10 protein-coding genes are annotated in these 13,158 nt (G+C 72.7%); 5 read left to right on the top strand and 5 right to left on the bottom strand.

The genetic code is table 11. From position 1 onward, the window contains the following. Positions 1 to 62: 62 nt before the first annotated feature. Entirely contained in the window at positions 63 to 1,478 is a 1,416-nt protein-coding gene (locus tag ACIRQH_RS13685) for a M1 family metallopeptidase (protein ID WP_404225854.1), read from the bottom strand. 491 nt (positions 1,479 to 1,969) lie between these two features. Between ACIRQH_RS13685 and ACIRQH_RS13680 the strand changes: the two genes are divergently transcribed. After that, entirely contained in the window at positions 1,970 to 2,470 is a 501-nt protein-coding gene (locus ACIRQH_RS13680) for a hypothetical protein (RefSeq protein ID WP_358819050.1), read from the top strand. Here the strand turns inward: ACIRQH_RS13680 and ACIRQH_RS13675 are convergent. Then, positions 2,467 to 3,168 carry a pentapeptide repeat-containing protein gene (locus tag ACIRQH_RS13675; RefSeq protein WP_355873630.1) on the bottom strand — a complete coding sequence of 234 codons (702 nt, stop codon included), beginning with the start codon at positions 3,166 to 3,168 and terminating at the stop codon, positions 2,467 to 2,469. The two genes, ACIRQH_RS13680 and ACIRQH_RS13675, sit on opposite strands and share 4 nt — an antisense overlap. A 149-nt stretch (positions 3,169 to 3,317) precedes the next feature. On the opposite strand from ACIRQH_RS13675, the gene ACIRQH_RS13670 reads away from it, so the two are divergent. From ACIRQH_RS13670 to ACIRQH_RS13660, 3 genes are all read left to right on the top strand, one after another. Further along, entirely contained in the window at positions 3,318 to 4,484 is a 1,167-nt protein-coding gene (locus tag ACIRQH_RS13670; protein ID WP_388930600.1) for an NAD(P)-binding protein, read from the top strand. A gap of 131 nt (positions 4,485 to 4,615) precedes the next feature. After that, a complete protein-coding gene (locus ACIRQH_RS13665; protein ID WP_388874882.1) occupies positions 4,616 to 5,599 on the top strand; it encodes a zinc-binding dehydrogenase in 984 nt (327 codons plus the stop codon). Positions 5,600 to 5,679: 80 nt separating this feature from the next. Next, positions 5,680 to 7,179: an MFS transporter gene (locus ACIRQH_RS13660; RefSeq protein WP_388874885.1), complete on the top strand. Its 1,500-nt coding sequence runs from the start codon at positions 5,680 to 5,682 to the stop codon at positions 7,177 to 7,179. A 76-nt stretch (positions 7,180 to 7,255) separates the two neighbouring features. Here the strand turns inward: ACIRQH_RS13660 and ACIRQH_RS13655 are convergent, their stop codons facing one another. Both ACIRQH_RS13655 and ACIRQH_RS13650 read right to left on the bottom strand, forming a co-directional pair. Beyond that, a complete protein-coding gene (locus ACIRQH_RS13655) occupies positions 7,256 to 8,662 on the bottom strand; it encodes an NAD(P)/FAD-dependent oxidoreductase (RefSeq protein WP_388930599.1) in 1,407 nt (468 codons plus the stop codon). Between the two features lie 10 nt (positions 8,663 to 8,672). Beyond that, positions 8,673 to 9,326 carry a rhomboid-like protein gene (locus tag ACIRQH_RS13650; RefSeq protein ID WP_388874890.1) on the bottom strand — a complete coding sequence of 218 codons (654 nt, stop codon included), beginning with the start codon at positions 9,324 to 9,326 and terminating at the stop codon, positions 8,673 to 8,675. A gap of 201 nt (positions 9,327 to 9,527) precedes the next feature. On the opposite strand from ACIRQH_RS13650, the gene ACIRQH_RS13645 reads away from it, so the two are divergent. Next, positions 9,528 to 12,428: an AfsR/SARP family transcriptional regulator gene (locus tag ACIRQH_RS13645; protein WP_404225850.1), complete on the top strand. Its 2,901-nt coding sequence runs from the start codon at positions 9,528 to 9,530 to the stop codon at positions 12,426 to 12,428. 37 nt (positions 12,429 to 12,465) lie between these two features. On the opposite strand, the gene ACIRQH_RS13640 is transcribed toward ACIRQH_RS13645, so the two are convergent. Continuing rightward, the gene (locus ACIRQH_RS13640; protein ID WP_404225848.1) at positions 12,466 to 13,155 is read right to left on the bottom strand and encodes a sigma-70 family RNA polymerase sigma factor; all 690 of its coding nucleotides are present in this window, start codon (positions 13,153 to 13,155) and stop codon (positions 12,466 to 12,468) included. Positions 13,156 to 13,158 lie beyond the last annotated feature (3 nt).

Here is a 13,158-nt window from a genome sequence, read left to right as displayed (position 1 = left end):
CCGACGCACGACGGGAGGAGCCCCTGGCCGTCGGCCAGGGGCTCCTCCCGTGCCCGCCGCGCTCACGCGTGGTCCGGCCGGCCCTCGCCGTGCAGCCAGTGGTCCCAGATCGCGCCGAAGTCCTTGTCCGGCGCGGCCTTCTCGACGTACGCGGTGAAGTCGGCGGTGTCGGCGTTCCGGTGGCGGCGCGTGGCGGCCCAGCCCTGGACGATGTCGTAGAAGGTGTCGTCGCCGACCAGTTCGCGGATCTTGTGCAGGACCATCGCGCCCCGGTAGTAGACGGGCGGGTCGGAGATGTGCGCGGCGTCCGGCGGGTCGGCGGGCGGGAAGGCCCAGATCTCGCTGTTGTCGGCCGGTTCGTAGTACTCGCCCTTGTAGAGCGCTTCGAAGATCTCGTCGGCCGTGTCGCCGCCGTGATCCTCCTCCCACAGCCACTCCGCGTAGGTGGCGAAGCCCTCGTTGAGCCACATGTCCCGCCAGGACTTCGGGGTGACCGAGTCGCCGAACCACTGGTGGGCCAGTTCGTGGACGAGGGTCGCGGTGTCGGGGGCGCCGGGGAAGACGGGCCGGTTCTGGGTCTCCAGGGCGTAGCCCGCGTCGTCGGCGCGGTCCACGATCGCCCCGGTGGACGAGAAGGGGTACGTGCCGAAGTTGTACTCCTCCCAGTCGATGATCCCGGGGAGCCCAGCGAGCACCTTCCTGCTCGCCTTCGCCTGGGCGGGGTCGACCGCCACGTAGACCGGCAGCCCCTTCTTCGTCGTGGAGCGGGTGATGTCGTAGTGGCCGATCGCGAGGGTGGCGACATAGCTCGCCATCGGTTCGGCCGTGTGCCAGACGTAGGTGGTACGGCCCTTCGCGGTCGTCTCGCTTCTCAACTCCCCGTTGGAGACGGCCTGGAGACCCTCCGGCACGCTGATCCGGACGTCGTAGGACGCCTTGTCGGAGGGGTGGTGGTCGCCGGGGAACCAGGCCATCGAGCCCGTCGGCTCGCCGAGGCCGAGGGCGCCGTCGGCGGTGCGCAGCCAGCCCTCCTTGGAGCCGTCGGGGTCGGTGATCGTCTCGGGGCGGCCGGAGTAGCTCACGGTCGCGTGGAAGGTCCGCCCCCGGTCGAGGTCGTCGGGCGGGCGCACGGTCAGTTCCTGGCCCGTGCGGCTCCAGCGGGCCCGCCGCTCCCCGACGGTGACGTCGGAGACGTTCATCCCCAGCAGGTCGAGATGGAAGGCGCTGAGGTCCTGAAGGGCCCGCGCGGTGATGTCGGCCGTCCCCGTGAGCCGCTTGCCGCGGGGGTCGTAGGACAGGGTCAGGCCGTAGTGCGTGACGTCGTAGCCGCCGTTGCCCGACTTCGGGAAGTACGGGTCGTGGACCCCGGCCGCGCCGGGCTTGCCGTGCACACCGTCTCCGCCGCAGGCGGTGAGGCCGAGGGCGAGGGAGAGGGAGAGGGAGAGGGCTAAGGGGGCGACGCCGGGAGGTCGGGGCACGTTCGTGATCCTAGGTGGAGCGGTGTCGGGGGGCCTGTGCGTCGCCGGGGCGGGGGTGGTCGGAAACCGTCGGGCGGAACGCTCCGGCCGGATGCGGCGCCCGCCGACGCCTCCGGGCTTCGCCCCCACCCCTGCGCCCGGACATCCGTCGGCCGCCCGCCGGTGGGGGCCCGTCGCGCCGTTCCCCGCGTCCCCGGACACCACCCGGCGTTCCCCGGGCTTCGCCCCCACCCCTGCGCCCGGACATCCGTCGGCCGCCCGCCGGTGGGGGCCCGTCGCGCCGTTCCCCGCACCCCTGAACACCACCCGGCATCCCCCAGGGCTTCGCCCCCACCCCTGCGCCCGGACATCCGTCGGCCGCCCGCCGGTGGGGGCCCGTCGCACCGTTCCCCGCACCCCTGAACAGCAACCGGCGTTCTCTGGGCTTCGCCCCTGCCCTTGCGCCCGGTCGTCCGTCGGCCGGCCGGCGGGGGCGTGGCACCATCTTCTACGTGCTCGACATCGGCTACGCCCTCTCCAACCGCTTTCCCGATCCCCCGCAGACCGACTACCGGCGCGCGGACGTCCGTGCGCTGCGGCACGACCTGTTCTGCGGAGACGTCTACCTCGCCGACACCAAGGCGGATCGCGAGGTGTCCACGGGCTGGGGATGGGTGCCGGTGCTCGACTTCGCCTGGGCGTTGTGCGACATCGTCGAGCGGCTCGACCGCGACCCGCTCGGCAGCCGGGCCTCCCGGCCCCAGCACGCGGAGCTGGACTTCACCGAGTCGACCGACCGCATGCTCTTCGAGCGGCGCTTCGGCTGGGTGGACATCGCAGCCGACTGGATGCCGCGCGAGGAGGAGCCGCTGACCTTCTCGTTCACCGCGCTGCGCCGCGAGGCCCGGGACTTCCTGCACGACCTGCTGGCCGACCTGACCGACCTGCACGACGACCTCGGCGAGAACCCTGCGATCTGGACCCTCCAGGCCCGCTTCCCCCGCGTCTCCTAGGGCCCCTCCACCCGGACGCCCAGCGCGGCGGCCAGTACCGGTGCCAGGTCCAGGAGCTGGGCCGTGCCGATGACCGCGCCCGCCAGCCGGTCCACGCCCCGGGCGATGTCCAGCTCCGCCGCGGCCCGCAGATCCACGTCCGTCAGTGTCGCCCCGGTGAGGTCGGCGCCCTTCAGGACGCAGTCCACGAACTCCACCCGCTCCAGGCGCGCACCCCCGAAGTCCGGCTCGACCAGGACGCAGCCCTCGAAGACGACGTCCTTCAGCCGCGCCTTGCGCAGGTTCAGATAGTCGATCTTCCCGCCGCGCACCACCACCCGCTCCAGCACGGAGCCGTGCAGCTGCACGCCGCCGAGCCGCGCGTCGACCACCTCGACGTCCCGCAGCATCGCCTCGGCGAGATCGGTGCCCACACCCCGTATCCCCGTCAGGACGGAGTCCAGCACGCGCGCGTGGTGCAGCCGCGTCTCGTCCAGCGCGCAGCGCGTCAGCGCGCAGTCCATGAAGCGGGCTCCCCCGCCGTCCTGCCCGGCGAAGTCCGCGTCCGTGAACTCCAGCCCGTCATAGTCGCCGTCCGGCTCCAACTCCCCGCCGTCGTACGGCTCCAGCGCGGGCAGCCGCAGCTCGGGCCGCCGGGCCGCCTTCACTCCCCCGCCGGACGCCTTCGCACCGGACCCGCCCGCAACTCTCCTCGCCATGCCCCCATCCTGCCCTCCCCCACTGACAAACGCCCTGGCCTGCGCGAACCCGGCCCATGTCACATTCCTGGGCCCCCGATCGGTCCTCTTCACAGAAAGGCCCGCTGTCAGAGCCCTCTCGGACCCCGAGCACGAGGAGACCTCCAGCCATGGACCGCATCACCGTCATCGGCGGCGGCTTCGCCGGACTGACCGCCGCGATCACCGCCGCGGAGGCAGGCGCGAGCGTCACCGTCCACGAAGCGCACCACACCCTCGGCGGGCGGGCCCGGACCGCCGAGGGGCCCTACCGGACCAACGAGGGCCCGCACGCCCTGTACAGCGCGGGACCGCACTGGACGTGGCTGAAGCAGCGGGACCTGATCGGACCGCTCGCACCGGTACCGCCCCGGGAGGCTGCCCGGCTGCGGCTGCACCACAAGGGAGCGCTGCGCCGCACCCCGCCCTTCGCGATGCTCAAGCTGCTCCGGCGCTCCTGCCAACAGGCTCCCGAGGACGTCGACTTCATGACCTGGGCGACGGGGCAGGCCGGAGCGGAGGGTGCGCGGGCCGCCGCCAACTACGCGGCCGTGGCCCTCTTCCACCACGACCCGGGATCACTGTCCGCCGCGTTCGTGCAGGAGCGGCTGCGCCGGGCCATGAGGCTGCCCCCGGAGGCGAACTGCCCGCGCGGCGGCTGGGCCAACGTCATCGACCGGATGGCGGGGCGGGCCTGGAACCTCGGGGTGCGGATGGAGACGCTGGCCCGGGTGGACCGGCTGCCCGTGGGAAAGGGGCCGGTCGTCGTCGCCACCTCGCTCGCGTCCGCCCGGCACCTGCTCGGGGACGCGGCGCTGACCTGGCCGAGCGGCCGTACCGCGCTGATCGACCTGGCACTGACGAGCCGGCGCGGTGACGCGTTCGCGGTCTCCGACCTGGACGCGCCGGGCTGGATCGAACGGTTCACCGCGCGGGACCGCACCCTCGCCCCGGCAGGCGAGCAGCTCCTCCAGGGGCAGATCCCGATCGCGCCGGAGGAGTCCGGGGCCGACGGGGTCGCGCGCGCCGAGCACCTGCTCGACCTCGCCTTCGAGGGCTGGCGCGAACGGGTCACCTGGCGGCGGGAGTCGGTGGCGAGCGGCCGTACGGGCGCGGTCGATCCGCCCGGCACGAGCTGGCGGGACCGGCCCTCCATCGACCGCGGGGACGGCGTCTACCTCGTGGGCGACCAGGTGGCCGCCCCCGGCGTGCTCTCCGAGGTCTCCTTCAACAGTGCCCTGGAGGCGGTCGCGCTGGCCCTGCGCATCCGCGAGCGCCTTGACCTCAAGCATGCCTGAGGTTGAAGAGTGGTGAACCCACCGGCAGGCCGGCGGTCTCCGGGCCTACGGGCCGGGCACCCCGCGCACGGCCCGCATCCTTCGCACCGCGCGACACCCTCGTACGCCTCTCCGAACGTGAGGAACCCCTGATGCACGCCATCCGACTGCACGCCTTCGGTCCCGCCGACCATCTGGTCCACGAGCACGTCGACGACCCCGTGCCGGGGCCCGGGCAGGTGCGGATCGCCGTGGCCGCCGCGGGGGTTCATCTGCTGGACGCGGCCCTGCGCGAGGGCATGCGGGGCGGTCCGGCGCCCGGGCCGACCGTCCTGCCGACGGTGCCCGGGCGGGAGGTGGCCGGGACCGTGGAGTCCCTCGGCGAGGGGGTCGCGGCGCTCTGGCTCGGCCGTCGGGTCGTCGCCCACCTCGGCTTCGCGCCCGGGGGCTACGCCGAACTGGCCGTCACGGACGTCGACCGCGTCCACGACATCCCCGAGAACCTGGACTTCGCGCAGGCCGTCGCCATGATCGGAACCGGCCGTACGGCCATGGGGATCGTGCAGTTCGCCGAACCGGGGCCCACCGACGTGGTCGTCGTGCCCGCGGCGGCCGGCGGCATCGGCACCCTGCTCGTGCAGTACGCGCACCACCGGGGCGCGACGGTGATCGGTCTGGCGGGCGGCCCGGAGAAGGTGGCCAGGGTCCGCGCGAACGGCGCGGACCACGCCGTCGACTACACCGAGCCGAGCTGGTCGGAGAAGGTCCGCGCGCAGCTCGGCGGCCGGACGGCGACCGTCGTGTTCGACGGCGTCGGCGGCGAGGTCGCCCGGGAGGCCGTGGCGCTGCTCGGACCGGGTGGCCGCCACATCGTCTTCGGCTGGTCGGGCGAGGGCATCCGGGACGGCTCCCCCTACCTGGTGGAGGGGGTGTCCGAGCAGGTGCTCGGGCCCGTGATGCTGAGGCGGGCGGGCGGCCCCGATCCCCTGCGGACCCTGGAGCTGCGGGCCCTCGCGGAGGCCGCGTCCGGGCGGCTCGGCCCGGCCGTGACCCGTTTCCCGCTGGCGGAGGCGGCCGCCGCGCACCGTGCCCTGGAGAGCAGGGCGACGATCGGAAAGGTGGTGCTGGAGCCGTGACCACGAGCCCCGGAAAGGCGTCCCGTGAGGCCCTTTCGTCCGGAGATGCGACCCCCGCCGATCCATGGTCTTCTGAGCGGGTGACTGCCACCCGGACAGGCGAACCCAGTGTCCCCGCAGGTCAGGACGCCCACCGCTGGTGGGCGTTGGTGGTCATCGCTCTCGCGCAGCTGATGGTGGTGCTGGACGCGACGATCGTGAACATCGCGCTTCCCTCGGCGCAGAGCGACCTGCACATGTCCGACGCCAACCGGCAGTGGGTCATCACGGCCTACACGCTGGCGTTCGGCGGACTGCTGCTGCTCGGCGGCAGGATCGCCGACCTCGTCGGGCGCAAACGCACCTTCATCATCGGCCTGATCGGCTTCGCCGGTGCCTCCGCGATCGGTGGCGCGGCCACCACGTCGGCCATGCTCTTCGGCGCCCGCGCGCTCCAGGGTGCGTTCGCCGCCCTGCTCGCGCCCTCCGCGCTCTCCTTGCTGACCACGACGTTCACCGATCCGAAGGAACGCGCGAAGGCCTTCGGCATCTACGGCGCGCTGGCCGGCTCGGGTTCGGCGATCGGCTTCATCGCGGGCGGCCTGCTGACGGAGTACCTGAACTGGCGCTGGTGCCTGTACGTCAACATCCCCATCGCGATCATCGCGGTATTCGGCGCGTACTCGCTGCTGCACGACCGGCCGGGCCACAAGAACGTCCGGCTCGACGTGCCCGGCGCGATCCTGGGCTGCGGCGGACTGGTGGCGATCGTCTACGGGTTCAGCGAGGCGGGATCACGTGGCTGGACCGACTCCCTCGTGCTGGCCCTCCTCGCGCTCGGCCTCGCGATGCTGGTCGCGTTCGTGTGGTGGCAGAACAGGGCTCCGAGCCCGCTGCTGCCGCTGCACATCGTCACGGACCGCAACCGCGCTGGCTGCTTCCTGACGATGGGTCTGGCCGTCATCGGCCTGTTCGGCGTGTTCCTGTTCATGACCTACTACCTCCAGGTCATCCTCGGGTACTCGCCGGTGAAGACGGGTCTCGCGTTCCTGCCGCTGACCGTCGCCATCATCATCGGCTCGACGCAGATCTCCGCGCGGCTGCTGCCTCATGTGGCGCCGCGCAGGCTGATGGTCCCGGGCATGATCCTCGCGGCCGGCGGCATGCTGTTCTTCACCCAGCTCACCGTCGACTCCGACTACGCGGGCGAACTGCTGCCGGGTCTGCTCCTGCTGGGCTTCGGTATGGGCATGACCTTCATGCCGGTCTTCGCCACCGCCACCGCGGGCGTCGCCCCGCAGGACTCGGGCGTGACCTCCGCGACGGTCAACACCTCGCAGCAGGTGGGTGGTTCCATCGGCACCGCGCTGCTGAACACCATCGCCACCACCACCAGCGCGACCTACATCGCCGCCCATCTGCGCAACCCCGCCCAGAAGGACCTGATCGTCCGCCAAGGCATCGTCCACGGGTACACGGTGGCCATCTGGTGGGCCGTCGGCATCATGCTGGCCGCCGGTCTGATCGCCGGACTCATGGTCACCGCCAAGGCCCCGAAACACCTCGCGCCGGACACGGCGGTCCCGGAGTCCGCGGCCTGAGGCGCGACGGCTCCATGGGTCCGGGGGCCCGTGAGTCCGGTGGGCCGGCCGGTCCGGTGGGCCGGCGGGTCCGGGGTCAGTGCCGGCCGGACACCCGGTCCGCGAGCCGGGCCAGCCGGGACGACTCCGCGCTGTGGGTGGTCAGTTCGCGCCGGTCGGCGGTGCGGTAGGTGGCGTACATGCCGTGCACGCCGATCCAGCGGAACGGTTCCGGCTCCCACTTGCGTACCTTGTGGCCGACCCAGGGCAGGCCGGTCAGCTCGGTGGCGCCCGCCTGGCCGGAGTCCTGCTGCACGAGGTCGCGCAGGGTGCGGGCGGCCAGGTTGGTGGTGGCGACGCCCGAGCCGACGTATCCGCCGGCCCAGCCGAGGCCCGTCGAGCGGTCCAGGGTGACCGTGGCGCACCAGTCGCGCGGGACACCGAGGACGCCGGACCAGGCGTGGGCCACGCGCACGCCGGCCAGCGGCGGGAAGAGGCGCACGAGGATCTCGTACAGGGCGTCGATGGTGGCCTGCTGGGTGCGGCCGTCGTTGTCGGTGCGCGAGCCGAAGCGGTACGGGACGCCGCGTCCGCCGAGTGCGATGCGGCCGTCGGCGGTTCGCTGGGCGTACATGTACGCGTGCGCCATGTCGCCGAGCGTCTCGCGGCCCTCCCAGCCGATGGCCGCCCACTGCTCGTCCGTCAGCGGCTCCGTGGCGATCATCGAGGAGTTCATCGGCAGCCAGGTGCGTTTCTGGCCCTTGAGGTTCGCGGTGAAGCCCTCGGTGCAGCGCAGGATGTAGGGGGCGCGGACGGTGCCGTAGGGCGTGACCGCGTGCTTCGGGCGGATCTCGGTCACCGGTGTCTGCTCGTGGATGGTCACGCCGAGGGCCTCCGCGGCGGCGGCGAGGCCCTTGAGCAGTTTGACCGGATGCAGCCGGGCGCCGTGCGGTGTCCAGGTCGAGCCCACCGCGTCCGCGACCCGGATCCGCTCGGCGGTCTCCTTGGCGCCGTACAGCTCGCGGTCCTTCTCGCCGTACGACAGCTCGTGCGCGTGGAAGGCCTTGAGCCGGGCCAACTGGGCCGGCGTATAGGCCACTTCGAGGACTCCGCCCTGGTGGACGTCCGCCTCGACGCCCTCCTCGGCGGCCACCCGGACGACCTCGTCCACGGTGTCGTTCATGGCCTGCTGGAGGCGCGTGGCCGCCTCCTTGCCATGCAGTTTCGCGTACCGGTCGCGGCCCGCGATGCCGTTGTAGAGCCAGCCGCCGTTGCGCCCCGAGGCGCCGTAGCCGCAGAACTTCTGCTCCAGGACGGTCACCCGCAGGAAGGGCGCGGCCTTCTTCAGGTAGTACGCGGTCCACAGTCCGGTGTAGCCGCCGCCGACCACGACGACGTCGGCGGTCGCGTCGCCGGGCAGCGGTTCCCGGGGGGCGGGGAAGCCGTCGTCCGCGTACCAGAAGGAGATGCCGCCGTTCACGGCGTTGCCTGCCGAGCTGCTCATGAGCGGGACGTTAACCCCTGGACGTGGTGACTGTCTCCTTCGGATTCCGTGCTTTTCCCCGCCCTCTGACCAGCGGATAACAGGCGAGACCGATCACCACCGAGGTGAAATGCCCGAGATCGGTGAAGGTGCGCCCGGTGACGAGGGGGACCCCGTAGACAGCCAGCACGATCACCAGATACGCGTACCGCCAAGGCGTCGCGATCCGGTAGGTGAGCACGCCGACCACCCCGGCGAGCGCGTAACTGACGCCGATGTCGAGGGTGTCGGCGGCGGAGTGCGGTGCCATCCCGTGGCGGATCGCCCAGAGCAGCGCACCCTCGCTGATCAGCGTGGACAGCACGTGGGCGGCCGCGTTCACCGCGAGCCAGCGCGCGGTACCCAGCCAGCGTTCGGCCGGCGCCTGGAAGACGGTGTAGAGCACGGCGTACGGCAGCCAGCGCCCGCCGTCGATCCACATCGCGCTGGCGACGAGGACCCGCACCGGGTTGCTCGACAGCTCGTGCAGGTTCGTGGAGCGCTGCCGCAGGAACTCCGCTTCGAAATCCGGAGACATGTGATGCATCGCAACGGTCGTGACGAACAGGATCGCCAGCCAGATGTACGTGCCCGGGGCGCCGCGCACATATGTCCACACCCTGTGGATACCCCGCTCACCACGCACGGCCGGCCTCACCCATGCCAGTAGTGTCCCTTATGTGATCGACGTTCCGGCGACATTCGGAACAGGCCACTCCGGGTCAGGCAACCCCGTCATCGCGCCGGATACATGGCTCGAACACGTGAATCTCCCGTTCGACAGATTGTTCGTAACAGCGGCTCGCTACTCTCCGGTGGCGTGAGGGTTACTGGTGGTGCGGAAGTTTTGCGTTTTTCCTTACTGGGCCCGCTGCGGGCCTGGCGGGCCGGCACGGAGCTGGCCCTCGGTCCGCCGCAGCAGCGGGCGGTTCTCGCGGTGCTGCTGCTGCGCGGCGGACGCGCGGCCGGAGTCGGCGAACTCGTCGACGGCGTCTGGGGCCCCAACCCGCCGTCCGGCGCCGTCCCCATGCTGCGCACCTATGTGTCCCGGCTGCGCAAGCTGCTGGAGCCCGCCCGGCCGGCGGGCGCTCCGCCCCGGCTCGTGGTGTCCGTCGGCGACGGATACGCCCTGCGCACCGAGGAGATCACCAGCGACCTCGGCGTGTTCGAGGAGAGCCTCGCGCAGGCCGAGCGGCGCCGTGCCGCGGGCGACAGCCGCGGAGCGGCCAGGATGCTCGGCAGCGCGCTGGCCGCATGGCAGGGCCCGGCGCTGGGCGGTGTGCCGGGCCCGCTCGCCCGCGCCGAACGGGCGCGGCTGACCGAGCGGCGGCTGGGCGCCCAGGAGTACCGGCTGCGCGTGGAGCTCGAACTCGGCCGTCACGAGGCGGTGTTGCCGGAGCTGAAGGCGCTGCGTGACGCACAACCGCTGCGCGAGGCGGTGTGTGAACTGCTGCTGGTCGCCCTGTACCGGTGCGGCCGGCGGGCCGAGGCCCTGGAGATCTACGCGCGCACCCGGCGCACCCTCGTGGACGAACTGGGCATCGAACCCGGCCCGTCCCTGCGGGCCGCCCACGCACGGCTGCTGTCCGGCGACCTGGACCTGTCGCCGCCGCCCGTGCCGGTCCCGGCCGCCGCCACCTCCGCCACCACCGCGCCCGGCGAGGCCGGACCGGACACCGGGCCGCCGAACGACCCCGACGGGACCGGGCCCGTACGGGCGACGGGTGACACCCACCCTTCCCAACTCCCGGCTGATCTGGCGCTGTTCACCGGACGGGAGGCCGAACTCGATCTCGTGGAGGCGCTGCTGCCCACCGCCGACCACCCGGACAAGGCCGTCATCGGCCTCGTCAACGGCATGGCCGGGGCGGGCAAGACCACGCTGGCCGTGCACTGGGCCCACCGGGTCGCCCACCGCTTCCCCGACGGCAGCCTCTACGTCAACCTGCGCGGATACACCCAGGGCGGCTCCGTCATGCACCCCTCCGAGGCGCTGGAGACGTTCCTCGTGGCGCTCGGCGTGGCCCCGCAGGCGGTCCCCGAAGGACTCGACGCGCAGGCCGCGCTCTACCGCAGCGTCCTCGCCCGCCGCCGCGTGCTGATCGTGCTCGACAACGCCCGCGACACCGAGCAGATACGGCCGCTGCTGCCCGGCACACCGGGCTGCCTGGTCATCGTCACCAGCCGCAGCCGGCTGACCGGCCTGGTGGCGGGACACGGCGCCCACCCGCTGACCCTCGGCCCACTCACCGGCGACGAGGCGCGCGCCATGCTGACCCGGCGCATCGGCCGCGCCCGGGTGGAAGCGGAACCGCGGGCCACCGACGCCATCGTCGAACTGTGCGCCCGGCTGCCGCTGGCCCTCGCCATCGTGGCCGCGCGAGCCGCGCACCACCCCGGGTTCCGGCTCGCGGACATCGCCGCGGAACTCCGCGAGAACCACGGCAGCCTGGACGCCTTCACCGGCGGCGACGCGCGCACGGACGTACGCGCGGTCTTCTCCTGGTCGTACCACGCGCTGCCGCGCCAGGCGGCGGAACTCTTCCGCCGGCTCTCCCTGCACCCGGGGCCCGACATCGGCACCGCCGCGGCCGCGGCCCTGGCCGCCGAACCGGCACGCACGGTCCGTGCCCGCCTGGGCGAACTCACCGGGGCCAGTCTGCTCGGCGAACACGCGCCCGGCCGCTACGCCTTCCACGACCTGCTGCGCGCCTACGCGGGGGAACTGGCCGACGCCGAGGACGGCCCGGAGCGGCGCGCGGCGGCACTGCTGCGCCTGCACGACCACTATCTGCACACCACCCACAACGCCTCCGCGACCATCGGCCCGCTGCGCGAGACCCTCCCCCTGCCGTCCAGCACAACGGACAGCGGACCCCTGCGGTTCACCGGCCGCAAGCAGGCCATGAACTGGCTGCGCGCGGAGCGCCACGTACTGCGCGCGGTCGTCGAGCAGGCCGCCGCGCACGGCCACGAGGACCACGCCTGGCGCACCGCCGTCGGCCTCGACCTCTACTTCGATCGGCTCGGCTTCTGGCACGACCTGATGGAGATCAACAGTGCCGCGCTGCGCGCCGCCCGCGCCGTCGGCGACCGGACCGGCGAGGCACACGCGCTGCGCGGACTGGGCTTCTTCCACACGCGGTTCGCGCACTCCACCGAGGCGCGCCGCGACCTGGGCCGCGCGCTGGAGCTGTTCCGGGCCGAGGGCGACGCGTTCGGAGAGGCCCGCACCCGGCGCTGCCTCGCGTACCAGGCCAATGGGGAGGGCAGGTTCGCCGTCTCGCTGGACCACTACGCCCGCGCCCGCGAGCTGTACCGGGGCGAGGGCAGCACGAGCAGTGAGGCGATCGTCCTGAACGAGGTCGGCTGGACGTACATCCTGCTCGGCGAGCACGACAAGGCGCTGGAGCACTGTGAGAAGGCCGTCGCCCTGCATCAGGAGATCGGCGACCCGGTCGGGGAGGCCGCGGCGCAGGACAGCGTCGGATACGCGCATCACCAACTCGGCCAGTACGGCGCCGCGGTCCAACGCTTCGAGCGGGCGGTGGCGCTCTACCGGGAGATCGGCGACCACTACCTGGAGGCCGACACCCTGCGGCACGCGGGGGACGCGCACCTCGCCGCGGGCGACCGGGAGACGGCGGTCGCCGCTTTCAGGAGGGCGCTCGCTCTCCTGGAGGAGACCGGCCACCCGGAGGCCCCGGAGCTGCGGGAGACCCTGCGCGGCCTGGACGAGTCCGGCTAGGGGTGACACCGGTCCGGGAGGGAGCGGGAGTGCTTGATCAGGCGGCGGCGCGCTCCGGGCGCCCGGACGGCGCCTGCCGGTCCTGCGCCTGCTGGTCCCGCGACTGCTGGTCCTGCCCCTGCTGATCCGACTGCCGGGAGTTCCGCCGCTCGGTCCGCGCCGGCTGACGGTCCGCCTCCTCCACGACGACACCCTGGTCGCGCAGGGCCAGCCGCAGACTGCGCAGGGCGTAGTACACCCGGGACTTGACCGTGCCCTGCGGGATGCCGAGGGCGTCCGCGGCCTCCTGGGTCGTACGGTCCGCGAAGAACGTCGCGCGGATGACGTCGCGGTGGGCGGGGGTGAGCGTCTCCAGTGCCTCCTGCACCACGATGGACGACAGCATCTGCTCGATGTCGTCGACCTCGGCGCCCAGTTCGCTCAGCCAGGTGGCGCCGCCGATCTCCAACGGCCGGGCCATCCGCGTCCGGTGACCGTCGATGACGAGGTTGCGGGCCACCCGGAACATCCAGGGACGCACCGCCATCCCCTCGTCGTCGACGAGGTTCCGCTTGTTCCAGCAGCGCAGCAGCGTCTCCTGGATGACGTCCTCGGTACGGTGCGTGTCCCCGCCGAGCATGCGCAGCACGTACGTGTAGAGCGCGGGACCGTGTTCCAGATACAGGTCGCGCAGCGCCCGTTCCTCGGCGGAGACCGCGCTCGCCGATCCGATGACCGTCACGTTCATGGT

It is taken from the genome of Streptomyces sp. NPDC102279, assembly GCF_044766365.1.
Lineage (GTDB): Bacteria > Actinomycetota > Actinomycetes > Streptomycetales > Streptomycetaceae > Streptomyces.
The sequence above is the reverse complement of the archived record's forward strand: the minus strand, read 5'-3'. Positions and strand labels throughout refer to the sequence as shown.